Annotated in this window: 20 protein-coding genes and 1 pseudogene; 9 read left to right on the top strand and 12 right to left on the bottom strand. The window is 62.3% G+C overall.

From position 1 onward, the window contains the following. Window positions 1-15: 15 nt before the first annotated feature. On the top strand, window positions 16-198 hold the full coding sequence (locus tag AB1E34_RS05500; protein WP_372571330.1) for a hypothetical protein: 183 nt from the start codon (window positions 16-18) through the stop codon (window positions 196-198). Here AB1E34_RS05500 and AB1E34_RS05495 read toward each other — a convergent pair. Then, a pseudogene (locus AB1E34_RS05495) lies at window positions 195-1,403 on the bottom strand (pyridoxal-phosphate-dependent aminotransferase family protein). The gene AB1E34_RS05500 and the pseudogene AB1E34_RS05495 sit on opposite strands and share 4 nt — an antisense overlap. Window positions 1,404-1,568: 165 nt before the next feature. Between AB1E34_RS05495 and AB1E34_RS05490 the strand changes: the two are divergent. Continuing rightward, the gene (locus AB1E34_RS05490; RefSeq protein ID WP_372571329.1) at window positions 1,569-3,425 is read left to right on the top strand and encodes an ABC transporter ATP-binding protein; all 1,857 of its coding nucleotides are present in this window, start codon (window positions 1,569-1,571) and stop codon (window positions 3,423-3,425) included. Between the two features lie 7 nt (window positions 3,426-3,432). Here AB1E34_RS05490 and eda read toward each other — a convergent pair whose 3' ends face one another. The 5 genes from eda to AB1E34_RS05465 all read right to left on the bottom strand — a co-directional run bounded on the left by eda (window position 3,433) and on the right by AB1E34_RS05465 (window position 11,012). Next, window positions 3,433-4,065: a bifunctional 4-hydroxy-2-oxoglutarate aldolase/2-dehydro-3-deoxy-phosphogluconate aldolase gene (gene eda, locus AB1E34_RS05485; protein WP_372571328.1), complete on the bottom strand. Its 633-nt coding sequence runs from the start codon at window positions 4,063-4,065 to the stop codon at window positions 3,433-3,435. Next, window positions 4,065-5,876, bottom strand: a complete 1,812-nt coding sequence (gene edd, locus AB1E34_RS05480) for a phosphogluconate dehydratase (protein WP_372571327.1) — start codon at window positions 5,874-5,876, stop codon at window positions 4,065-4,067. Before edd ends, eda begins: the two co-directional genes overlap by 1 nt. Before the next feature lies 1 nt (window position 5,877). Further along, window positions 5,878-7,329: a glucose-6-phosphate dehydrogenase gene (zwf, locus tag AB1E34_RS05475; RefSeq protein WP_372571437.1), complete on the bottom strand. Its 1,452-nt coding sequence runs from the start codon at window positions 7,327-7,329 to the stop codon at window positions 5,878-5,880. 152 nt (window positions 7,330-7,481) lie between these two features. Further along, window positions 7,482-9,725 (bottom strand): phosphoenolpyruvate--protein phosphotransferase, encoded by a 2,244-nt coding sequence (gene ptsP, locus AB1E34_RS05470; protein WP_372571326.1) that lies wholly within the window; start codon window positions 9,723-9,725, stop codon window positions 7,482-7,484. A 48-nt stretch (window positions 9,726-9,773) separates the two neighbouring features. Next, window positions 9,774-11,012, bottom strand: coding sequence for an aspartate kinase (locus tag AB1E34_RS05465; protein ID WP_372571325.1), 1,239 nt, complete (start codon window positions 11,010-11,012; stop codon window positions 9,774-9,776). 190 nt (window positions 11,013-11,202) lie between these two features. On the opposite strand from AB1E34_RS05465, the gene AB1E34_RS05460 reads away from it, so the two are divergent. Next, window positions 11,203-11,559: a hypothetical protein gene (locus tag AB1E34_RS05460; protein WP_372571324.1), complete on the top strand. Its 357-nt coding sequence runs from the start codon at window positions 11,203-11,205 to the stop codon at window positions 11,557-11,559. Here AB1E34_RS05460 and AB1E34_RS05455 read toward each other — a convergent pair. The 4 genes from AB1E34_RS05455 to AB1E34_RS05440 form a co-directional block, all read right to left on the bottom strand. Continuing rightward, window positions 11,553-12,191: an SDR family oxidoreductase gene (locus tag AB1E34_RS05455; protein ID WP_372571323.1), complete on the bottom strand. Its 639-nt coding sequence runs from the start codon at window positions 12,189-12,191 to the stop codon at window positions 11,553-11,555. The two genes, AB1E34_RS05460 and AB1E34_RS05455, sit on opposite strands and share 7 nt — an antisense overlap. 1 nt (window position 12,192) lies before the next feature. Next, a complete protein-coding gene (locus tag AB1E34_RS05450; protein ID WP_372571322.1) occupies window positions 12,193-12,651 on the bottom strand; it encodes a DUF1178 family protein in 459 nt (152 codons plus the stop codon). Between the two features lie 111 nt (window positions 12,652-12,762). Continuing rightward, entirely contained in the window at window positions 12,763-13,527 is a 765-nt protein-coding gene (locus AB1E34_RS05445; protein WP_372571321.1) for an EcsC family protein, read from the bottom strand. A gap of 53 nt (window positions 13,528-13,580) precedes the next feature. After that, complete coding sequence (locus tag AB1E34_RS05440; RefSeq protein WP_372571320.1) at window positions 13,581-14,069, bottom strand: GNAT family N-acetyltransferase; 489 nt, start codon at window positions 14,067-14,069, stop codon at window positions 13,581-13,583. A gap of 82 nt (window positions 14,070-14,151) precedes the next feature. Between AB1E34_RS05440 and AB1E34_RS05435 the strand changes: the two genes are divergently transcribed. Beyond that, window positions 14,152-14,757: a flavin reductase family protein gene (locus AB1E34_RS05435; protein ID WP_372571319.1), complete on the top strand. Its 606-nt coding sequence runs from the start codon at window positions 14,152-14,154 to the stop codon at window positions 14,755-14,757. After that, entirely contained in the window at window positions 14,757-15,401 is a 645-nt protein-coding gene (locus AB1E34_RS05430) for a CatB-related O-acetyltransferase (protein WP_372571318.1), read from the top strand. The genes AB1E34_RS05435 and AB1E34_RS05430 overlap by 1 nt, the downstream gene beginning before the upstream one ends. 94 nt (window positions 15,402-15,495) lie before the next feature. On the opposite strand, the gene AB1E34_RS05425 is transcribed toward AB1E34_RS05430, so the two are convergent. Then, window positions 15,496-17,130 (bottom strand): SulP family inorganic anion transporter, encoded by a 1,635-nt coding sequence (locus AB1E34_RS05425; protein WP_372571317.1) that lies wholly within the window; start codon window positions 17,128-17,130, stop codon window positions 15,496-15,498. A gap of 175 nt (window positions 17,131-17,305) precedes the next feature. Between AB1E34_RS05425 and AB1E34_RS05420 the strand changes: the two genes are divergently transcribed. The 3 genes from AB1E34_RS05420 to AB1E34_RS05410 all read left to right on the top strand — a co-directional run bounded on the left by AB1E34_RS05420 (window position 17,306) and on the right by AB1E34_RS05410 (window position 21,002). After that, window positions 17,306-19,045: a hypothetical protein gene (locus AB1E34_RS05420; RefSeq protein WP_372571316.1), complete on the top strand. Its 1,740-nt coding sequence runs from the start codon at window positions 17,306-17,308 to the stop codon at window positions 19,043-19,045. 68 nt (window positions 19,046-19,113) lie between these two features. Continuing rightward, entirely contained in the window at window positions 19,114-19,986 is an 873-nt protein-coding gene (locus AB1E34_RS05415) for an S-methyl-5'-thioadenosine phosphorylase (protein WP_372571315.1), read from the top strand. Beyond that, the gene (locus tag AB1E34_RS05410) at window positions 19,983-21,002 is read left to right on the top strand and encodes a DUF418 domain-containing protein (RefSeq protein WP_372571314.1); all 1,020 of its coding nucleotides are present in this window, start codon (window positions 19,983-19,985) and stop codon (window positions 21,000-21,002) included. The genes AB1E34_RS05415 and AB1E34_RS05410 overlap by 4 nt, the downstream gene beginning before the upstream one ends. A gap of 26 nt (window positions 21,003-21,028) precedes the next feature. On the opposite strand, the gene AB1E34_RS05405 is transcribed toward AB1E34_RS05410, so the two are convergent. Beyond that, complete coding sequence (locus tag AB1E34_RS05405) at window positions 21,029-21,901, bottom strand: alpha/beta hydrolase (protein ID WP_372571313.1); 873 nt, start codon at window positions 21,899-21,901, stop codon at window positions 21,029-21,031. A gap of 180 nt (window positions 21,902-22,081) precedes the next feature. Between AB1E34_RS05405 and AB1E34_RS05400 the strand changes: the two genes are divergently transcribed. After that, window positions 22,082-22,711: a LysE family translocator gene (locus tag AB1E34_RS05400; RefSeq protein ID WP_372571312.1), complete on the top strand. Its 630-nt coding sequence runs from the start codon at window positions 22,082-22,084 to the stop codon at window positions 22,709-22,711. Window positions 22,712-22,735 lie beyond the last annotated feature (24 nt).

The raw sequence follows: 22,735 nt of genomic DNA, 5'->3' as shown, positions 1-22,735 counted from the left end.
CCCGACAGGATCGGCATGGACGACCACAGGATACCCCGCGCACCGGATTACACGCTGCCTGCCCTGATCATGGCCGGGATCAACCTGACATGGATTTTCATCGTGATTTGGGCGCTTTACGGGTTGCTGGCGGTGCTGGCGCTGGCGGCCCTGCTCAACCACGGGATCACGCGCCTGCGCGCAAGACGAGGCACCTAGAGCCCTGCAATCACGCGTGCGGCAGCATCCACCGCTCCGCCGCCATGGGGAATGTCGAGCGCGGTCAGGCCCGCCTCAATCCCGCCGAGCAAGCCCAGGATCATATGCCCGTTCACATGGCCCATATGCCCCAGCCGGAAATTGCCATCCCATTCCGGCGTCCGGTATTCGGCCAGCCCTAGCCCGATGCCGAGGGTCAGGCCAAGGTTCTGCTCGACCCAGTGCCGCAGGCGGGTGCCATTCGCCCCGTCCAGATGCAGCGCAGTCACCGCATGCGAGCGCTGCGCGGGATCGGATATATTGAATTTCAGCGTGCCCGCGCTGCCCCAGACGTCGCAGGCCGCCCAGATTGCCTGTGCGAGAACCGCGTGCCGCCGCCAGACATTTTCTATCCCTTCCGCATGGATCAGGTCCAGCGCAGCGCGGAGACCAAAAAGATGCTGTGTCGGCGGCGTGCCTCCGAAATACTGATAGAACAGGGGCGGATCGACCCGCGTGGTCCAGTCCCAGTAGCGCGAGACCCGCTCCATGCCGCTGCGAACCGAGGCCGCCTTATCGTTGAAAAAGACAAACCCGACACCGGCGGGCACCATCAGGCCCTTCTGACAGGCCGCCACCGTGATATCGACGCCCCAGGCATCCATCTCGAACCGGTCGCAGCCCAGCGAGGCGATGCAATCCGCCATCAGAAGCGCCGGATGCCCGGCCTCATCCAGCGCCCTGCGCAGCGCCGGGATGTCGTTGCGCACGGAGCTGGACGTATCCACATGCACCGCAAGCACAGCCTTGATGCGATGCGCCTTGTCTGCGCGCAGCGCCTCGACCACCTGTTCCGGGTCCCAACCCTAGCGGGTTCCGAAATCGAGCACCTCGACCTCGGCCCCAAGCCCGCGCGCCATCTCTGCCCAGCCCTGGCCAAATGCACCGGTGGCGACGCTCAGAACGTGGTCGCCGGGCGCGATGACATTGGCAAGCGCCGCCTCCCAGACACCATGACCATTCGCGATATAGATGGCCACATCCCCATCGCTGCGCGCCACCCGCAGCAGATCCGGGATCAGCGCATGGGTCAGGTCGACCAGTTCGCCTTCGTAGATATTGGGCGAGGCCCGATGCATCGCGCGCAGCACAGCGTCGGGCATCACCGAGGGGCCGGGAATAGCCAGATAGCTGCGCCCATGGGCCAGACTGAACCCGTCGATCATGCTGAAACCTCTGATGTTTTTTGTACACACTAGGGAGCCGAGATGCTGCGTCAATGCCCTAGCAGCGACCCCAACAGCTTGCAACGTGCCCCCCACCTGCTTAAATGGGCCCGTCATGACCAATCATACGTCATTCTCCTACCCTCTCCCTCACAAGGCCCTTTTATGAGCAAACCAACCTACACCGCCCGCGAACTCATCGCGTGGGTCTGGACAGACTATCTGCGGCGGTATCGCTGGGTATTGTTGGTTGCCTCGTTTTTTATGATTCTCGAGGGCAGTATGGTTGGCGCGCTCAGCTACATGATGCAGCCCATGTTCGACAACGTCTTCGTTCAGGGCAACGAAGACGCGCTGGTCTGGGTCAGTGTTGTGTTTTTCCTGATCTTCACAACACGCGGTCTGGCCGGTGTCGCCCAGAAGATTCTGCTAGCCCGCGTATCACAGAAGATGGCCGCAAATCTGCGCATCGACATGCTGGCGCAGATGGTGCGGCAGGATACGTCCTTCCATCAGGTCCATCCCCCCGGATACCTGATCCAGCGCGTTCAGACCGATGTTGGATCGGTCAATGCGGTCTGGCAGATGATCATCACCGGCATGGGCAAGAACGTGATCTCACTTGTGGTGTTGCTGGGTGTTGCAATGAATGTGGATGTGATCTGGACCTTGATCATGCTGGTGGGCATTCCGCTGATGTTCCTGCCTATCGGGGCAGCGCAGCGCTATGTCAGGAAACAGGCCTCAAAGGTCCGCGACCTTGGCGCGTCGCTTGCGGTGCGACTGGACGAAACCTTTCACGGGATCACACCGGTCAAGCTGAACAGCTTGGAAGAGTATCAGGTCAGCCGATTTGCCCAGGGCAACGAAAAGTTTGTCCGCGCAGGCATCAAGTCGACAATTGGCACGGCCTCGATCACTGCCCTGATCGACGTCATGGCGGGTGTCGGCTTTATGGGCGTGCTGCTTTATGGCGGGGCCGAGATCATCAACGGGGACAAGACCGTTGGTCAGTTCATGAGCTTTTTCACGGCGATTGGCCTGGCTTTTGATCCGGCTCGGCGCATCGCGGCGATGAGTGGCAAATGGCAGGCCGCCGCAGCCGCGCTGGAGCGTGTGAAGGAACTGATGGATGCGCCGGTCAAGCTGCTACCGCCTGCCAATCCGAAGCCTGCTCCGAAAGGTCGCCCGGGGGTGGAACTCAAAAACGTCTCTCTCAGCTATGGTGATGCGCAGGTGTTGCGCGAGTTGTCGCTGGTCGCCGAGTCAGGCAAAACCACAGCGCTGGTGGGTGCATCAGGGGCCGGAAAATCCACCGTTTTCAATGTACTGACCCGGCTTGTTGATCCTGCGCAGGGCTCGGTGACCGTCGGCGGTGTGCCGGTCAACGAGTTGAGCTTTCCCGATCTGCGCGGGCTTTTTGCGGTGGTGACGCAGGATGCGCTGCTGTTTGACGAATCCGTGCGCGAGAACATCCTGCTGGGCCGGACCGACGTGTCAGATGAGACCCTGCAGAAAGTGCTGGAGGCCGCGCATGTCGCGGATTTCATCCCAAAGCTGGCCAATGGTCTGGACACGCAGGTCGGCCCGCGCGGCTCAGCCTTGTCCGGGGGCCAGCGCCAGCGGGTTGTCATTGCGCGCGCGCTGTTGCGTGACACGCCGATCCTGCTTCTGGACGAGGCGACCAGTGCGTTGGATGCGCAATCGGAGAAAGTGGTGCAGGCGGCGTTGGACCGTCTGTCGGGCGGGCGCACAACCATTGTGATCGCACACAGGCTCTCAACCATTCGCAACGCCGACAAGATTGTGGTGATGGATCGCGGCCGCGTCGTGGATCATGGCACCCACGACGAGATGCTGGCGCGGGGCGGCATCTATGCCGATCTCTACCGGCTGCAGTTCCAGGACGGGTTGACGGTCGTGGATCAGGCAGGCGTTGACGCGCTGACCCCAAAAGCCCCGCATCTCGACGCGCCCAAGGAGACCTGGTTCCGGCGCATGGTGAACAAGCTGGCGGGCTGAGGTTGTCTCAGCCCAACGCAGCGGCGTCGCGGGCGAGCGCCTCGATCCCGGCCCAGTCACCGGCCTGAACCTTGTCTTTCGGGGCGACCCAGCTGCCCCCGGCGCAGACCACATTGGACAGCGACAGATAGCTGTCAGCGTTGGCGGGTGAGACGCCGCCAGTAGGACAGAACGAGATTTGCGGCAGCGGCGCGCCGATGGCTTTCAGCGCAGGCGCCCCGCCCGACGCCTCGGCCGGGAAGAATTTGAGCATGTCATAGCCCGCCTCCAGCAGGCGCATCGCCTCGCTGGCAGTGGCGGCCCCTGGCAGCAGCGGCAGGCCTTCGGCCTCGCAGGCCGCGATCAAAGCATCGGTCGCACCGGGGGACACTCCGAACTGCGCGCCCGCCGCCTTGGCCGCCCGCACATCCTCGGGCGTGACCAGCGTGCCCGCGCCGACAACGCCGCCTGCAACCTGCGACATGGCATGGATCACGTCGAGCGCCACCGGTGTGCGCAAGGTCACCTCAAGCGCGGGAAGGCCTCCCGCCACTAGGGCCTGTGCCAGCGGAACGGCATGGGCCAGGTCATCGACGACCAACACCGGAACGATGGGCGCAAGCGCGCAGATCTCACGAGCGCGGGTGGATTTCGATACCATCAGAAATCTCCAAATACGGTAGCGCCGGCATCAGCCCGGCTTACATTGCGGCGGAACAGGGCGAACATCTCGCGCCCGGTGCCAAACTCATTGCCGGTCAGGTCGGCCTGTACCGGATCACGATCCAGCACCCCTTCGGTCAGAATCTCAAGATCGCCCGACACCGCATCGACCCGAACCAGATCGCCGTCCTGTAGCCGGGCAATCGGGCCGCCATCCAGCGCCTCGGGGCAGACATGGATTGCGGCGGGTACCTTGCCTGACGCGCCCGACATCCGACCATCGGTGACCAGCGCCACCTTGTGCCCGCGGCCTTGCAGGATCGACAACATCGGGGTCAGCGAATGCAGCTCCGGCATGCCATTGGCCCTTGGTCCCTGGAAGCGAACGACAACGACCACGTCGCCAGTGAACTCTCCGGCCTTGAACGCTGCTTTCACCTCTTCCTGATCGTTGAAGATACGCGCAGGCGCCTCAACGACCCGGTGTTCGGGCGCAACTGCCGAAACTTTCATGACCCCGGTGCCGAGCGATCCGCTCAGCCGCGACAGACCGCCGGTGTTCTGAAACGGGTCCGCTGCCGGGCGCAGAATCTTGTCGTTCAGCGACGCGCCCGCGCCGTCCTGCCAGACCAGTCCGCCGTCGATCAGCTTGGGCTCACGCGTATATTCGGCCAGCCCCTGCCCCGCCACGGTGGTGGTGTCGGGATGCAGCAGGCCTTCGTCCATCAAGGTATGAATGGTGTAGCCCAACCCGCCTGCCGCATGGAAATGATTCACATCGGCCAGCCCGTTAGGATAGACCCGCGCCACCAGCGGCACGACTTCGGAAATCTCGGAGAAGTCCTGCCAATCCAGGTGGATGCCGCCCGCGCGCGCCATGGCCAGCAGGTGAATGAGCAGGTTGGTGGAGCCCCCCGTGGCCATCAAACCCACGATGCCGTTCACATAGGCCTTTTCGTCCAGCACCTTGGAGGCTGGCGTATAGTTGTTGCCCAGCGCGCTCAGCGACAGGGCGCGTTTTGCACCCTCTTCGGTCAGCGCGTCGCGCAAGGGCGTGTTCGGGTTCACAAAGCTCGCGCCCGGCAGGTGCAACCCCATGAACTCCATCAGCATCTGGTTGGTATTGGCGGTGCCATAGAAGGTGCAGGTGCCCGGTCCGTGATACGCGGCCATTTCGGCGGCCATCAGCGCGTCGCGCCCGACCTCGCCGGTGGCAAATTGCTGACGCACCTTGGCCTTCTCATCGTTGGGTAAGCCGCTGGTCATGGGACCGGCGGGCAGGAAGACCGCCGGAAGATGGCCAAAGCTCTGCGCCGCAATGACCAATCCGGGAACGATTTTGTCACAAACCCCCAGAAACACCGCCGCGTCAAACGTGTTGTGGCTGAGCGCCACGCCGGTCGCCATCGCAATCGCATCGCGCGAAAACAGCGACAGCTCCATCCCCGCCTCGCCCTGCGTGACCCCGTCGCACATGGCCGGAACACCGCCCGCGACCTGCGCCGTGCCGCCTGCGTCGCGGGCAGCCGCCCGGATCAGGTCGGGGAAGCGTTCAAACGGCTGATGCGCAGAGAGCATGTCGTTATAGGTCGTGACGATCCCCAGGTTGCCTGCCGAACCGGTCGCCAGCGCCTGCTGATCCGATCCTGCCCCGGCATAGGCATGCGCCTGCCCGCTGCAACTCAGATGGGCGCGCGCCGGGCCTTTGCTGGCGGCCTGATCCATCCGGTCCAGATAGCGGTCGCGAGAAGGGGCGCTGCGCTCGATGATGCGTCGGGTCACATCCTGAATGGTGCGGTGCACGTCCATGTCACCCTCCTATATGGCGCCAGCGGCGATCGTCACGATGCATCAGCATCAGCGCTTCTTCCGGGCCGGAACTGCCAGGATCATACGCCGCAGGCTGATCGCCGGTTTCTTCCCAGTTTCGGATGATGGGATCAACCCAGGCCCAGGCAGCCTCGACCTCATCACCGCGCATGAAGAGCGTTTGATCGCCCCGGATCACATCCATCACCAGGCGCTCATAAGCGTCCTGCTGGCGCACATCCGCGCCCAGCGCCTCGGCAAAGCTCATGTCCAGCGACACCTCGGACAGGCGCAAACCGCCCGGACCGGGGTCCTTGATCGTCGTGCGCAGGGTGATCCCTTCATCCGGCTGCAGGCGGATCACCAGCACATTGCCACGCAACCGGCCAACATTGGGAAAGATCGTGTGCGGCGGGTCGCGGAACACCACCGCAATCTCGGATTCCCGCGCCCGCAGCCGCTTACCGGTACGCAAATAGAAAGGCGTGCCCGACCAGCGCCAATTGGCAACGCTGACCTTCATCGCAATGAAGCTCTCGGTGCTGCTGGAGGGGTTGCCGACATGGTCGCGATAGCCATCCCCGCCCCCATCGGCCCGGTACTGGCCGCGCGCGATATCAGCGGGGTCAACAGGCTCCAGCGCCTCGATCACCTTGACCTTCTCGTCACGCACCGCGTTGGGCGTGAATTTCGAGGGCGGCTCCATCGCGGTCAGGCACAAAAGCTGCACAAGATGGTTCTGCACCATGTCGCGCATCGCGCCGGACTGATCATAATAAGCGCCGCGCCCGTCGATGCCGATGCTTTCTGCCACGGTGATCTGCACGTGATCCACATGGGTGGCATTCCAGAGTGGTTCAAAAAGCGAGTTGGCAAAGCGCAGCGCCATCAGGTTCTGCACCGTTTCCTTGCCCAGATAATGGTCGATTCGGTAAATCTGATGCTCTTCGAAACAGGCCCGCAATCCTTCGTTCAATGCGCGGGCCGAGGCCAGATCACGGCCAAAGGGCTTTTCGACGACGATCCGGCTGTCCGGCGTGGCCAGACCACATTCATGCAAGCGGTTTGCGATGTCGGCAAAAAGCGACGGGCCGACCGAAAGATAAAAGGCGCGCACCACATCCGGCCTGAGCGTCTGCGCCAAAGCCTGCCAACCCTGATCAGAAGAGACATCAACCGTCACATAATCCAGACGTTCGAGGAACGCCGCCAAGGTCTTGGCGCGTGTGGGGCTGTCCGGCGTGAACTGTTCGATGGCGTCCTTGGTGGCCTGACGAAACGCCTCTGCGTCCATCTCGGTCCGGGCAGAACCGATGATGCGCGCCTCGGGCGGCATCTGGCCAACCTCGAACCGGTGAAACAGACCCGGCAGGATCTTGCGTTTCGCCAGATCGCCGGTCGCACCGAACAGGACGAGATCAAAGGGATCCACGGGGATGACACGCGACACCATGGTTTGGCTCCAGTTCTGGCCTGCAAGCGGGTTGCTGTCGCCCGCGTAATGGCCACTGTTAGCGATAACATTTACCGGCTTAATTGCCGATCCGCACCCGAATTGCAAGAGTGAACTCATTCAGAGGGCTCAAAACCGTGCACGCGCAGGGGTCACCGGTTTTGTCGGAACCACTCCATTACCGCCGGTCGCACGGTTTGCTCGCCCCGGTGGCGGGCATCCAGGATCACCTTGCGCAGATCATCGAGGTTTGTCCGCAACAGCAGACTTTTGACGGGTCCGATGGACGCCGGGCGCATGGACAGCGTCCGTATGCCCATGGCGGCCAGACACACCGCCTCGACCGGGCGGCCCGCATCCTCGCCGCAAAAGCTCAGCGATGTGCCCGAGATGGCGCAGCGTTCCACAATCCGTTCGATCAGGCTGAGGAAGCTTGCGTTCAGTGTATCATAGCGACGGCGCACGCGCTCGTTCTCTCGGTCGGCGGCGAAGAAGAACTGCTTTAGGTCATTGCCGCCAATGGACAGGAAGCCAACTTCGTCAAAGAATTTCTGTGGCGCGAAGGCGAGAGAGGGGGTTTCCAACATTGCGCCCACCTCCAGCGTTTCGGGCAGCACATGGCCCAGCCGTTCCTCGCGTGCGATGGTTTTGTCCACCTCGGCGCGGGCGGCGCGGTATTCCTCGGCTTGCGCCACGAAGGGGAACATGATGGTCAGAGGGCGGCCATCCGCTGCCCGGATCAGTGCCTGCAATTGCATCCGCATGATGCCCGGTTTGTCCAAACCAACCCGGATCGCGCGCCAGCCCAAGGCAGGGTTCGGTTCATCCGTGGGTTTCATGTAAGGCAGAACCTTGTCAGACCCGATATCGAGCGTCCGGAACACCACGCGCTTACCGCGCGCCGCGTCCAACACCCGGCTGTAAAGCGCCACCAGTTCCGATCGTTTGGGCATCTGGTTGCGCACCAGAAACTGCAGCTCGGTCCGGAATAGCCCAACACCTTCGGCCCCGGAACTGGGCAACGAGGGCAGGTCCGCCATCAACCCGGCATTCATCACCAGACTGATCTGCTTGCCATCAACGGTCACCGCAGGCTTGTCGCGGATCGAGGCATAGCGTTCCTGTGCTTCGGCCTGCATCGCGATCTTGTCGCGAAAAGCGGTCACCACGGTGTCATCCGGGCGCAGATGCACGATGCCCTGATCGCCATCGACCATGATGTGATCGCCATTCAGCGCCTCGGTCGTGATCCGTTTGGCATGAACCACCAGCGGAATGGCCAGCGCACGCGCGACGATAGTTGCGTGACTGCCAACCGAGCCTTCCTCCAGCACGATCCCACGCAGCGACCGGCCATATTCCAGCAACTCGCCCGGCCCGATATTGCGCGCGATCAGGATCGGATCGGGCGGCAAGTCGACGCCAGTTTCTTTGCCCTGCCCGGTCAGAATGCGCAGCAACCGGTTGCTGAGGTCATCCAGATCCGCCAGCCGTTCGCGCAGATAGGCGTCGGACACCTGCTCCATCCGCGCACGCGCCTGCGATTGTTCCTTTTCGACGGCAGCCTCGGCACTCAACCCCCGCGCGATATCCTCTTCCATCCGGCGCATCCAGCCTTTGGAATTGGCAAACATCCGATAGGCTTCGAGAACCTGTAATTGCTCCTTGTCACCGTTCTGGGACATCTCAAGCATCTTGTTGACGCCGACGCGCAGTTCTTCGACCGCATCCTTGAGGCGGGTCCGTTCAACGTGGGGGTCATCAGCGATCGGGTTGGTGATGACGACGCGCGGTTCATGCAGCCACACATGGCCCTCGGCGGTGCCTTCCTGGCCGGTCCCACCGCGCAGCAGCACCGATTGCTGGTGCAGGGGCGACAGGGCCGCACCTTCGCCAACAAAGGCACCTAGCTCGGTCATCTCGGCCAGAACCATGGCCACCACTTCCAGCGCATAGACCTCGTCGGCCAGGTATTCACGCGTGTCGCGGGACTGAACGACCAGCACGCCCAGCTTCTCACCAAGCCGCTGGATCGGGATGCCAAGGAAAGAGGAAAACCGCTCTTCGCCGGTTTCCGGCATAAAGCGGAAGCCCTTTGCCGCAGGCGCATCAGGCGTGTTCACAACCTTGCCATAGCGGGCAACCCGGCCGACCAGCCCCTCGCCCATCCGCATCCGGGTCTGGTGCACGGCCTCGGCTTTCAAGCCTTCGGTTGCGCAAAGCTCCAGCGTGTCCTCATCCCGGAACAAGTAGATGGAACAGACCTCTGTGCCCATGCTGCTGGCAATCAGATGGGTGATCTTGTCCAGACGTTCCTGACCGGCAGAGTCGCTGGCCATCGCCTCGCGCAGACGCCCGAGGAGTTTTCTGGATCCGCTTTCCGTACTATCCGCCATAGGCCCCGTTCAATCTGATTTGACCGGCGGCCTTTGGGCGTGTCTGCCTCAGGCTGCCTTGTCCAAGTCAAACGCATCATGCAGCGCCTGAACAGCAAGTTCCATGTATTTCCGATCAATCAGAACCGAAATCTTTATCTCGGAGGTTGTGATGACGCGGATGTTGATTCCTTCATCAGAAAGAATCTTGAACATCTTGGCCGCAACCCCTGATTGTGATCGCATGCCGATGCCCACAACCGAAACCTTGGCAACATCCTCGTCGGCAACCAGCTCGGCATAGTTCAACTCACCGGCGTCCTTGATTTCCTGCAACGCCTTTTCCGAGCGCGCCACCTGATCGGTGGGGCAGGAGAAGGTCATGTCGGTGCGCCCTTCATCCGAGATGTTCTGCACGATCATGTCCACATTCACCCCCGCCTCGCTGAGCGCGGTGAAGATGGTGGCGGCGATACCGGGGCGGTCGGCGACCGACACCAGCGTCATTTTTGCTTCGTCGCGGGAATAGGCCACACCGGCCACGACATTGGATTCCATAATATCCTCCTCGGCACAGACCAGCGTGCCCGCATTATCGGATTGTTCCTCGAAACTGGACAGCACACGCAGCCGCACGCCAAAACGCATGGCCAACTCGACCGAGCGGGTCTGCAGCACCTTGGCCCCGAGCGAGGCCAATTCCAGCATTTCCTCAAACGAGATTTTGTCCAGCTTGCGCGCCTTCTCGCAGATGCGCGGATCAGTGGTATAGACGCCATCGACATCCGTATAGATGTCGCAGCGTTCCGCATCGAAGGCGGCGGCAAAGGCGACGGCGGTGGTGTCCGAGCCGCCCCGGCCCAGCGTGGTGATACGACCCTCGGGGCTGAGCCCCTGAAAGCCAGCAACCACAGCCACCTTCATGCCTTCGGCGAACTTGGCGTTGATGTTCTCGGTCGGGATATCCTCGATCCGGGCCTGGCTATGGGCGGAGGTGGTCAGCAGCGGCACCTGCCAGCCCTGCCAGCTGCGCGCAGGCACATCCATTTCCTGCAGGGTCAGCGCCATCAGACCAGCGGTCACGTTCTCGCCCGAGGACACAACCGCATCATATTCGCGGGCATCATAGAGCGGCGAGGTTTCGTCGACCCAGCCGACCAACTCGTTGGTCTTACCAGACATGGCCGAGACGATGACGATCACGTCATAGCCCTTGGCCACTTCAACGCCGACGCGTTTGGCCGCGCGGCGGATACGGTCGAGATTGGCCACCGAAGTGCCACCGAATTTCATCACGAGCGTGGGCATAGGGCTTGTCGTCTCCGCGCCTTGGATTTCCGATCAGGGGGGTCTTATGCGAGGCCGCGCGCAAGGGCAAGTGGGCATCCCGGTGCGGTCAGCCCCGCGACCCTGCGAAACGGCGTTGCCGCGATATCAAACTTTACTTTGGCCAGAGTGGCTGCCACCGTCCGGCGAGCAAAACACCAAAGGATTTCTCATGCGCGTTCTGACCCTGGCCCTGACCCTCACCGCGACGCAGGTCGCGGCACAATCCGCGACCGTATCCGGGACCGACGGCCAGAACGCCCTGGGCACCATTCCCTGCGCCGCCATCGCGGATCAGCCCATCGCACAATGCCCCGCTGAATTGCGCCTGAAAGACGATGGCGAGGCCACTCTGGCGGTGCAACTGCCCACCGGAGAGGTGCGCCGGATCTATTTCGAGAATGGTGAGCCGACCTCGTCCAGCTCCACCTCGCCGATGAACCACGAGGTCAGCGGCGGCGTGATGATGATCTTCATCGAGCCTAACGAGGTGTTCGAGGTCCCGGCAAACGCCGTCAAACCTCAATAGGCAATCGGCGACCCGTCCCAGGCTTCGAAACAACCCGTCGTCGCGAGCGAAAGCGCGTTGAACCGATCCAAGAGGCCTGATGTGGCCTCATCCACGTGCAGGTCGGCACCGGTTCCGCCCATATCCGTGCGTACCCAGCCGGGATGGTAGATGCCCACCGCAATGCCTTGCGGCTCAAGGTCCGTCGCAAGGTTGCGCCCCAGGTTTAGCACCGCTGCCTTCGAGGCCCGGTAGACATAACTGCCACCGGGCGCGCGCGTATGCGACGCCATGATCGAGGACAGCACTGCGATCTTGCCCTGGGCGGCGCGAAGATGCGGCAACAGCGTCTGAACAGTCAGGAACACGCCGGTGACATTGGCCGCAAATGTCTGTGCCCAGATGTCGCTGTCGTAATCCTCAAAACGATGCCCCTTGTCCAGATAGACCCCGGCATTGCAGATCAGCAGATCGATCGCGCGCCCGGAAAGCGCCTCAGCCACATCTGCGTGCTGCGCGGGGTTGGTGACATCCAGAGTAATGGCCTGACTGCCGTCACGGGCCGTCCCGGTGACCTCATGCCCGTCCGCGCGATAGCGCTCGGCCAAGGCCCGGCCAATGCCGCGATTGGCGCCAGTGATCAGGACATGCATGTCAGTTAGACTTGCGGTTCGGAACAAAGGGTAGAGGGGCGACCGGCACACCATCTTCGACCAGCGCGCGCGCCTCGTCCAGCTTGGCCTCGCCATAGATCGCACGCGCGGGCGAGTCGCCCAAATGCATCTTGCGCGCCTCGCTGACAAATTCACGCCCGACATAGTCGGATGTGTCCTCGACCCGTTTTCGCAGCTCTGCAAGCGCCTGTTCGGCGGCGTTGCGCGGCACGTTCAGCGGTACCGCATCACCTTGTGTCTCTGGCGTGGGATTCGGAGCATCAACCGCGTTGCGGGCAGGACGGACGCGGGGCGTCATGATCGCCTTCTCCACCTGCACATCGCCACAGACCGCGCAGACCACCATGCCCGCTGCCTGCAGCTTGTCATAGGCTGCTGCGGACTGAAACCAGCTGTCAAAGCTATGGCCGTGGCTGCATTTCAACGCGTATTGAATCATCTGTCTTCCAAAACCCGAGGCTCTGATATTGTCATACAGGCTCGGCGCTTAACATCAAAATAAACTTGCCGAGAATAACTCAAAATTGACGCAGCGAAAATTGAGCATCCTCTACTGGCGTGGTGGTGGAAGATTCAACCTTTCGGCAAGAAGTGCAACCAGATCCTGCTGCGGCATATCCGCATGGATGGCCAGCCTGCGCAGCCCGAAATGCACATGCGCCACCTGCTGATAATAGCGCGTGTAAACATAGTTCGTCCCCGCCCCGGCCACGGCACCAAGCAGCGGCACGGTCTGCGCCGCCAGTTTCTGCCCCAGAACGGTCGCCAGCCGCGGCGCAACCATCGACATCAGCTTTTGCATCGCCGTGCCGGTCAGCGTCAGACGGACCGAGAGGAAACCCAGATCGGCCCCATCATCAACCTCAAGCGGTCCGGCGGCGGAAAAGACGCGCACGCAGTCAAACCGCACATTTTCGGCAGCGGGATCGAAACCCTCGGCCGCCGCAACCCCCTGAATGGCGCGCAGCAGCATGGTGGTTGTCAGCGGCAGTTCCACCAGAGCAGACGGCATCCCGCCCAAGCCCCCTGCCGCGCCCATGGCGGTGGTCACGGCGGTATTGACCCAGGGTTTCTGGTCCGGCACCGCCCGGCGCGAGCCCTGCGCAGCCTGCATCGCCACCTTGAGCGCCTGTTCCGTGCCTTCATAAAGCCCAGCGCGCACCGGTCCGGGCAGCCGGCCCAGCAACCCTTCGGCCTTGCCGCCCAAGAGGTTGAGCATCTGCACCCCGGCCCCGCCGGCAGATTTGTACCGCGCCGCGATCCGATCCAGTTCGGCATCCAGATCGACCGGTGCGGGGATAATGACATCATGCATCCGAAACTCTCCTGCCCCTAAAGATCGGGGGTGAGCCTGCGGAATTCAATGCTTCACCGACTCCAGCGGGAAACGATGCCAGAAATACCCCGCCACGCATCTGGAACCAGATCATGACCAAGAACCCGTTCCGGATTGGTTGGTGGCGGCATCTCTACCGCCTCAAGTCTGCCGAAGCCGAAGCGGCCATAATAAGGCGCGTCGCCTACCAACATCACCCGCTGCCAGCCCTTGTCGCGCCCGGCCTCCAGCCCTTCCTGAATCAGAAAGCCGCCCAGACCTTCGCCCTGGCGGGTCGGGTGCACCGCAATCGGCCCCAGCAGCAACGCATCCACCGCCCCCACATGCACCGGCCAGAACCGGATTGCGCCCGCCAGCGTGCCATCAGAATCACGCGCCACTTGCGACAACCCGCGCACCGGTTCGACCCCGTCGCGCAACCGGTACGAGGACAGCGCCTCGCGGCCCGGCGCGAAACAGAGGTCGAGCAGAGCCTCGACCTCCCACCAGTCATCGGGTTGTTCCGGCCTGACTTCGATCACCTGCCCGCGCGCCTCTCATTCAACGGTGGCAATCGCCCTATCACTTCGCTACCCCTTGGGCAAATGCTTGGAGACGCACACAATGTTCTATCGCCCCGAAGATGGCCACGGTCTGCCGCACAACCCGTTCAATGCCATCATCACACCGCGCCCCATCGGCTGGATTTCCAGCCGGGATGCTCAGGGCGTGAACAACCTCGCGCCTTATTCCTTCTTCAACGGTGTCGCGTACGAACCGCCACAGGTGATGTTCGCGTCAACCGGCAGCAAGCAAGATCAGGAACAGGGCAAGGACAGCCTGTCCAACATCCGCCAGACGGGCGTGTTCTGTGTCAACATCGTCGAGTACGCGTCCCGCGACGCCATGAATGCCAGTTCCGCAGCACTGCCGCATGATGTGGATGAGTTCGCCCATGCGGGCCTGATTGCTCAGCCCTGCGAGACCATCGACTGCGCCCGCATCGCTGATGCCCCGGCGGCGCTGGAATGTCGGCTGACCCAGATCACGACCCTGCCCGGTGCCTCAAACCACGTGGTCTTTGGCGAGGTGACGGGCATCCACCTGCGCGACGATTGCCTGCGCGACGGTATCTTTGACGTCACGAGCTACCAACCGCTGGCCCGGCTGGGCTATCGCGATTACTCGGTGGTGACCGACCTCTTCAGCCTCGCCCGGCCCGACGACTGATGCCCTTTCCCGATCCAACCCGCCGCTATCCGATCATGCTGCCCGATGGCACCGAGCACAAGGGTTCAGTATTTCTCAACCGCGTGATCGACCATCCCCGGTTTCAGGCGGGCGATTTCAGTTATGCGTCCGATTTCGACCCGCCTGAGGATTGGTGCGCGCGGCTGGCCCCGTATCTGTTCGCCTTCTCGAAAGAGACCCTGCGCATCGGCAAGTTCTGCCAGATCGCCCATGGTGTCCGCTTCATCACCGCTTCGGCCAATCATGCCATGGACGGGCTGACCACCTTCCCCTTCCCCGCCTTCGATCTGGAAAACCGCAGCGACTATCAGCCCGACACACGCGACACGGTGATCGGTCATGATGTCTGGATTGGCTATGGCGCCCTGATCCTGCCCGGCGCGCAGATCGGCAGCGGTACCATCATCGGCGCAGGCAGCGTGGTGCGCGGAGACATCCCGCCCTACTCAATCGTGACCGGCAACCCGGCGCAGGTCGTCCGGCATCGTTTCCCGCCAGAAACGGCCGCTCTGCTATTGGATATGGAATGGTGGAACTGGCCGGCAGAATTGATCGAACGGGCTGAGCCTGTATTACTCTCAGGAGACGTCGCCCGATTGCGTGAAATCGCCTCGGCCCGCTGAAAACTCCATAGCGGGGCAAAAACCTCGCCACTGAGCATCAGCCCACAAGAAAAAGAGCGCACGCCAAAGGCGCGCTCCGCTGGATCAGAAAACCTCAGTGGCCGCCCAGAATGCCGGTGCGCACCGAGTAATCCACCGCCAGCCCGTATTCGGGATCATCATCGCTGTCGATCATCAGATGGCCCGCCTTAGTCAGCAACTGATGGCAATCCCGACTCAGATGACGCAGCATCAGCGTCTTGCCTGCCGCCTCATATTTTCCGGCAACCGCTTCGATGGCCTGCAGGGCGGATTGATCGACAACCCGGCTGGCGGCAAAATCCACAATCACGGTGTCCGGGTCGTCGGCGATGTTGAACAGTTCAGCAAAGCCGTCAGACGACCCAAAGAAAAGCGGCCCTTGTATTTCATAGACCTTCGCGCCCTTCTCGGTCACCGACTCGCGGGTCACCGCATGGATGCGCCGCGCATTGTTCCAGGCATAAGCCAGCGCCGAGACGATGACGCCAACCACAACCGCAACAGCGAGGTCTTCCATCACCGTCACAACGGTCACCAGCACGATCACAAAGGCGTCCATCAAGGGCACTTTGCGCATGATCTTGAACGAGTTCCAGGCGAAGGTGCCGATCACCACCATGAACATCACGCCAACCAGAGCGGCCAGCGGGATCTGCTCGATCAGCGGTGCGGCAAACAGGATGAAGATCAGCAGGAATACCGCCGCCGCAATGCCTGCCACACGCGTCCGGCCGCCGGATTTCACATTGATCATCGACTGGCCGATCATCGCACAGCCGCCCATGCCGCCAAAGAAGCCTGTGACCGTGTTGGCTACGCCCTGCGCGATACATTCCTGTGAGGCACCGCCGCGCTTGCCGGTCATGTCACCCACAAGGTTCAGCGTCAGCAGCGATTCAATCAGCCCGATCGCCGCCAGAATGACCGCGTAAGGCAGGATGATTTCGAAGGTCTCCCAGTTCAGCGGCACCATCGGAATATGCAATGGCGGCAGGCTGCCCTGGATCGAGGCCAGATCGCCCACGCGCGGCACATCCAGCCCCAACGCAATCACCAGAATGGCCACAATCCCGATCCCGGCCAAAGGCGCGGGCACAATGCGCGTGACACGCGGCATCACCCAGATGATCGCCATGGTCAGCGCCACCAGCGCAAGCATCAGATAAAGCGGCATGCCCGAAAGCCATTCGCCCCCACTCATTCCGTGGCCGGTGTTTTCCATCGAGCCCGGCACCTTGAACTGCCCCAGCTGCGCCAGAAAGATCACGATTGCCAGCCCGTTCACAAAGCCCAGCATCACCGGATGCGGCACCAGCCGGATGAACTTGCCCCATTGCATCACGCCCGCGATGATCTGCAGGAGGCCCATCAGCACGACAGTGGCAAACAGATACTCGACCCCGTGCTGCGCCACCAGTGCGACCATCACAACCGCCAGCGCCCCGGTCGCGCCCGAGATCATACCCGGACGCCCGCCGATCAATGCAGTGATCAACCCGACCAGAAACGCCGCATAAAGCCCGACCAGAGGATGCACCCCCGCCACAAATGCAAAGGCCACCGCCTCGGGCACCAGCGCCAGCGCAACGGTCAGCCCCGAGAGCAGCTCGATCCGCAGACGCGAGGGCGTCAGTTTCTCGTCCGGCATCCATCTGAGGTCGGGATAGGCGAATCGGCTTTCGAAAGCTGCCTTGAGGGCGCTTAGCATGGCTGTGTCCTGATATCGGGTCTGTTCGCGGCGATGGGGCGTCATACAGGCTTGGCGACGGCTGAGCCACCGCACTGAATGGGATGCTGCCATGCATCATGCGCATGGGTCCTGCGCGCACCCCTTCTCATGCCAGAGCATTCCGCTACGCTGCGCACACGGAAAAGGAGAGCCCATGCCCAAGATCCACAGCTGGCAGGACATCGAAGCGCTCGGCGGAGACGACTGGCTGACCCCGGCCGAACGCCAGCTAATCGCGGCCTGCGCAGAAGGCGAAGAGTGCATCCTGGGCGACGGCATACTGCCGCCAGAGGGACGACCAAGCCCCGGCCGCGAATTGCGCGCAGAGGTGTTGCGCTATCTGATCCTTGGCGGCTGCAAGGCCAAACCGGTGCGCGGCTGGGGCGTGATGGTAAGAGGCGCGCATGTAACGGGAGAGCTCGATTTTAGTTTTGTCCGCACCAACGGCTTGGTCAGTCTGGTCTCGTGCCGTTTTCGATCCCCGATCATCGCCATACAAAGTCGGATCGAAGCGCTTCATCTGGCGGGGAGCGTCTTACGAGGACTGAACGCACAAGGCGCCAAAATAGAGGGTCATTTGTTTCTTAGGGATACAGAGACCACAGGAGAAATCTCTCTTGCCGGCGCAGTTGTGAACGGCCAATTCGACTGCGCAGGCGCGTTCTTTCATCCCAACAATGCGCGGGCAGTAGATGCACACGGGCTACGCGCAGGCAGCGACATCGTTCTCCGTGGTATCGTCGCCAAAGGGGAGATTTCTCTGACCGACGCGAAAATATCCGGTCAGTTGGCTTGCCGGGGCGCTCAGTTCGAACCAAATGACGGCAGAGCGCTCAATGCTTCAGGTGTTCAAGTTGGTGGCAACCTAAGCCTCCGACAGATTGTCAGCAGAGGCGAGGTCACCTTGATCGGTGCGACCGTTAGTGGTCAGTTCCTCTGTAACGGCGCACAGTTCGAGATCCAAGGGGAGGAAGCACTCAACGCACAACGCCTTACCGTCATGGGCGGCCTCTTCTGGCGCGAGGTCGAAATCAAAAGCGGACGGCTCAGTTTTGCTTCGGCCCATGTCAGCGATCTGGCTGACGACCCCGAAAGTTGGCCTGGTGGCAGGCGGCTCATTCTTGCTGGCTTCACCTATGACCGAATAAGTGCCTCTTTCACAGATGCCAAACGCCGGATCGAATGGTTGGAGAAGGGAGCGTTTTGGCGGGGAGAGTTCTTTCCGCAGCCCTTCACCCATCTGGCCAATACGCTACGCTCCATGGGGCATGAAAGCGACGCCAAAATGGTATTGTTCCGGCGCGAGCAGTTGATCCGGCGGAATATCCGCGCGCTCTCCAGCGTAACGCCCACCGGGGATGTTTCGGTTGGCTTTCGCAGCCTGTGGTGGGATTCCGTGAATGTTCTTCGCTGGCTCTGGGACCAGATGCTGCGCGTGGTGCTGGGCTACGGACATTATCCCTTTCGGTGCTTGTTCTGGCTGTTGGGGTTGATCATTGCGGCGGCGATCATGGCGCAACTGACCTGGAGTGAGGGTTCTTTTGCGCCTAATTCAGGCCCGGTACTCGTTTCGCCGGGATGGCAGCAGGTCGCCGAAATCCGCTGTACCCGAGGTGATCCGGGATATGGCACTGAGGCTTGCAACCCAGCCGCTCTCTGGTCCGCGCCCGAAGAACCGGGGCAGGATTGGGAGACGTTTCAGCCGCTTGCCTATGCCGCCGATCTGGTGATCCCGATCGTCAACTTCTCGCAGACCGATGCCTGGGCACCCTCAACTACGCGTGGCCCGATGGGGAAGGTACTCTGGTGGGCTCGCTGGTTTTGCACCGGCGCGGGCTGGCTGATCACCGCTCTGGTCGCGTCCATGCTGGCGGGCGCAATCCGGCAGCAGTGAGTTTTCGCGGTTGAAATCCCGCGCGGCCCCCGCCACGATCCCGGCAAATATCCAACGAGGACAACGCCATGAGCAGCACAAAAATCGCCGTGATCGGCGGATCGGGCATTTATGACATCGACGGGCTGGAAAAACCCGAATGGGTGAGCGTCGAGACCCCGTGGGGCACACCCTCGGACCAGATCCTGACCGGATCACTGGAAGGGGTCGAGATGGCCTTTCTGCCCCGTCACGGGCGCGGTCATGTGCATGCGCCCACCGACGTGCCCTACCGCGCCAATATCGACGCGCTGAAACGGTTGGGGGTGACCGATGTGATCTCGGTCTCGGCTTGCGGATCTTTTCGTGAAGAGATGGCGCCGGGCGACTTCGTGATCGTGGATCAGTTCATCGACCGGACATTTGCCCGCGAAAAGAGCTTTTTCGGCAGTGGCTGCGTCGCTCATGTCAGCGTCGCCCACCCCACCTGCCCGCGCCTGAGCGACGCTTGCGAAACCGCAGGCCGCGCGGCGGGCATCAACATCCATCGCGGCGGCACCTATCTGGCCATGGAAGGCCCGCAGTTTTCCTCCCTGGCGGAATCGAAGATGTATCGCGAGCAGTGGGGCTGCGACGTGATCGGCATGACCAACATGCCCGAAGCCAAACTCGCCCGCGAGGCAGAGCTCTGTTACGCCTCGATCGCGATGGTCACCGATTACGACAGCTGGCACCCCGATCACGGCGAGGTGGACGTGACCGCGATCATCGCAACCTTGACCGGAAATGCCGACAAGGGCCGCGCGCTGATCAAGGGCCTACCCGCGCTGTTGGGGGCAGAGCGTGCGCCCTGCCCGCATGGCTGCGACCGGGCGCTGGAATACGCGATCCTGACGGTGCCGGAAAAACGCGACCCGGCCTTGCTGGCCAAGCTGGATGCTGTGGCAGGCCGAATCCTGTGACACGCCTGGAGGGGCTGGATGCCGCGCGGTATCTGGCCTTTTGCGGGATGGTTCTGGTCAATTTCCGGATCGCGGCCGAGGTCGCGCCGGGGACCGGCTGGGCATCGACCCTGATCGACGCGCTGGAAGGGCGCGCGGCGGCTTTGTTTGTCGTGCTGGCGGGGATCGGCGTGTCGCTTTCGCGAATAGCCGCTGGCCTGCTTTTGCGCCGCGCTGCTTTCCTGTTTGCGCTGGGGATGGTCAACATGACGATCTTCGAGGCCGATATCCTGCATTTCTATGCGCTCTACTTCGTGGTCGGCGCGGCGTTTCTGACGGCGCGCCCCGGGCTGCTCTGGACCGGCGCGCTCGGGATCGTCGCGGCTGCCTTTGTCGCTGTCTCGCTGTTCAACTATGACGCCGGCTGGGACTGGGAGAGCCTGACCTATTCCGATCTCTGGAACCTGCCCGGTTTCCTGCGCAATACAGTCTTCAACGGCTGGCATCCGGTGCTGCCCTGGGCAGCCTTCCTGTTGATCGGCATGGCAATCGGTCGATCAGACCTGCGCACCCTCTGCATTCAGCATCGCCTGATCTTATGGGGCCTCGCCGCTGCGCTTGCAGCGCTGATCCCGCAATATCTGCCGCAGGACCCCGAACTTGCGCTTTATTTCGGCACCGAATCCATTCCCCCCGGCCCGTTCTACATTCTTGCCGGAACCGGCACCGCCTGCGTCACCATCGGCCTGACACTCAAACTCTGGCCTGTGATTGAGCGATTGCGGATCGGGCGCTTCCTTACCGCGCCGGGGCGACAGGCCCTCACGCTTTATGTCGCGCATATCCTGATCGGCATGGGCGCGCTGGACGCGTTCGACCTGCTGGACGGATCGCTCTCGGCACCACAGATCGTTGCGATCGCCTTGGGGTTCTGCGCGCTTTGTTCGATCTACGCCGTCATTTGGCAAAAGATCTTCCCACGCGGCCCATTGGAAGGCCTGATGCGTCGGGTCACTGAACCAGGTCGGACGGGCTGAAAAGCCCCGGGTTTCGCGCAAACGCATCACCGTGCCCTCGCGCCCATTTGGCGTTGAACCTCGTCCCAAAGGCCATGCGACCACAGATTGCCGTGATCCGCGCCTTCGACGATTTCCAGGGTCCGGGGGTCATTGGCGTACTCGAACAGAGCCGCGCCATGGGAGACAGGGATCACATCGTCAGCCGTGCCATGCATGATGAAGACCGGCGCATCGACATCCCCGATCCACTCGCGTGAGGCGAATTGATCCTTCATCAGCAAGGAAACCGGCAGCCAGGGATATTGCTCTGCAGCCATATCCACCGTTGCGGTATAAGGCGCCTCCAACACCAGCAGATCGACACCGGACCGCTGCGCCGCGACGGCCGTGGCGACACCCGTGCCAAGGCTTTGGCCATGCACGATCACCGGCCCGCCGCGCGCGGACACAAGGTCGAAATGCTCCAGTCCATCAGAGATGAACGCGGCTTCCGAAGGCGATCCCTCGCTACCGGGAAAGCCCCGGTAGCCCGGCGCATAGAGGCCATAGCCGCTGTCCAGAACATACCGGAACCGGTCTGCCCGGTCGCTCAGATTGCCGGAATTGCCATGGAAGAACAGCACCGTCGGAGCCCCCTCTACGGCCGGGGGCGCCGTCCAGACGATCACCTCGGTGCCATCAGCCATCCGCACGGTGTCTTCCGTGACCTCGGGCACGCCCGCTGCTGATGCAGAGATGACTTCGCCGCTCGGTTTGAAGACAAATGAGCGTTGAAACAGGTACATATAAGCCGAAGCTGCGACATAGGCCGCAGCCACGGCCACCAGGACCGCGATCAGGATACGGCGCGCGGGCGAGCGTCCGGGCGTGTCTTGCCCCGGTCTCTTGTCGATCTCAATCTCGATCGTGTCGTACATGCCGCCCTCCCGCCTTTCACCTGCCTGCCTTCAATGTGATTGCCCTGAAAACCGCGTTCAAGTCTCTAGGAGAGGGCAGAGGATGAAATCTTCTTCATCTGTCCGTTGGCCCACCTTATCCCGGGCTTGCAAAGAGGCCGCCCTTTGCGCAGGCTACGCAAAACATGAGGAAATCCCCATATGTCACTCGATCTCTGGCTCGCCTTCGTGGCAGCCTCCACCGCGCTTCTGCTGATCCCCGGCCCCACCGTCTTGCTGGTGCTGAGCTATGCGCTCTCAAAGGGCCGTAGCGTCGCGGTCGCCTCGGCCTCGGGCGTGGCATTGGGGGATCTGATCGCGATGAGCGCCTCTCTGGCCGGGCTGGGTGCGCTGGTGATGGCCTCGGCCACGCTGTTTTTGGTGCTCAAATGGGTGGGCGCGGCCTATCTGCTGTGGCTGGGATACAAATTGCTGCGCAGCGCCCCGTCTGAGGGGCTGTCCACGGTCAAAACCGGTGGCGATGTCAGCGCGCGCGGTGTCTTCTGGCATGCCGCCGCCGTCACTGCGCTGAACCCGAAATCCATCGCCTTCTTCATCGCCTTTGTGCCGCAATTCCTGCGGCCTGATCAGGCGCTGCTGCCGCAGTTCGCCATCCTCATCGCCACCTTTGTTGGCCTCGCTGCGATCAATGCGCTTGCCTACGCGCTGCTCGCTGACCGGCTACGCCGCTGGGTCGGGCGGCCTGGGGTGGTGACCGGACTGACGCGGGCGGGCGGGGTGACGCTGATGGGGATGGGTGTTGCGACAGCGCTGCTGCGACGACCTGCCTGACCCGGCGGTCGCGGGTTTCCCTTG

The organism is Ruegeria jejuensis, assembly GCF_041537905.1.
Lineage (GTDB): Bacteria > Pseudomonadota > Alphaproteobacteria > Rhodobacterales > Rhodobacteraceae > Ruegeria_C.
Note: the sequence above shows the minus strand (reverse complement) of the source record. Positions and strands in the feature narration are given on the sequence as shown.

Excerpts from the sequence above, each read along its gene's own strand:
- AB1E34_RS05415 (WP_372571315.1), top strand. The coding sequence starts at position 19,114 with ATGAGCAGCACAAAAATCGCCGTGATCGGCGGATCGGGCATTTATGAC.
- zwf (WP_372571437.1), bottom strand. The coding sequence starts at position 7,329 with ATGGTGTCGCGTGTCATCCCCGTGGATCCCTTTGATCTCGTCCTGTTC.
- AB1E34_RS05400 (WP_372571312.1), top strand. The coding sequence starts at position 22,082 with ATGTCACTCGATCTCTGGCTCGCCTTCGTGGCAGCCTCCACCGCGCTT.
- edd (WP_372571327.1), bottom strand. The coding sequence starts at position 5,876 with ATGGACGTGCACCGCACCATTCAGGATGTGACCCGACGCATCATCGAG.
- AB1E34_RS05490 (WP_372571329.1), top strand. The coding sequence starts at position 1,569 with ATGAGCAAACCAACCTACACCGCCCGCGAACTCATCGCGTGGGTCTGG.
- AB1E34_RS05405 (WP_372571313.1), bottom strand. The coding sequence starts at position 21,901 with ATGTACGACACGATCGAGATTGAGATCGACAAGAGACCGGGGCAAGAC.
- AB1E34_RS05500 (WP_372571330.1), top strand. The coding sequence starts at position 16 with ATGGACGACCACAGGATACCCCGCGCACCGGATTACACGCTGCCTGCC.
- AB1E34_RS05445 (WP_372571321.1), bottom strand. The coding sequence starts at position 13,527 with ATGCATGATGTCATTATCCCCGCACCGGTCGATCTGGATGCCGAACTG.
- AB1E34_RS05465 (WP_372571325.1), bottom strand. The coding sequence starts at position 11,012 with ATGCCCACGCTCGTGATGAAATTCGGTGGCACTTCGGTGGCCAATCTC.
- AB1E34_RS05455 (WP_372571323.1), bottom strand. The coding sequence starts at position 12,191 with ATGCATGTCCTGATCACTGGCGCCAATCGCGGCATTGGCCGGGCCTTG.
- eda (WP_372571328.1), bottom strand. The coding sequence starts at position 4,065 with ATGGTATCGAAATCCACCCGCGCTCGTGAGATCTGCGCGCTTGCGCCC.
- AB1E34_RS05450 (WP_372571322.1), bottom strand. The coding sequence starts at position 12,651 with ATGATTCAATACGCGTTGAAATGCAGCCACGGCCATAGCTTTGACAGC.
- AB1E34_RS05435 (WP_372571319.1), top strand. The coding sequence starts at position 14,152 with ATGTTCTATCGCCCCGAAGATGGCCACGGTCTGCCGCACAACCCGTTC.
- ptsP (WP_372571326.1), bottom strand. The coding sequence starts at position 9,725 with ATGGCGGATAGTACGGAAAGCGGATCCAGAAAACTCCTCGGGCGTCTG.
- AB1E34_RS05425 (WP_372571317.1), bottom strand. The coding sequence starts at position 17,130 with ATGCTAAGCGCCCTCAAGGCAGCTTTCGAAAGCCGATTCGCCTATCCC.
- AB1E34_RS05460 (WP_372571324.1), top strand. The coding sequence starts at position 11,203 with ATGCGCGTTCTGACCCTGGCCCTGACCCTCACCGCGACGCAGGTCGCG.
- AB1E34_RS05430 (WP_372571318.1), top strand. The coding sequence starts at position 14,757 with ATGCCCTTTCCCGATCCAACCCGCCGCTATCCGATCATGCTGCCCGAT.
- AB1E34_RS05420 (WP_372571316.1), top strand. The coding sequence starts at position 17,306 with ATGCCCAAGATCCACAGCTGGCAGGACATCGAAGCGCTCGGCGGAGAC.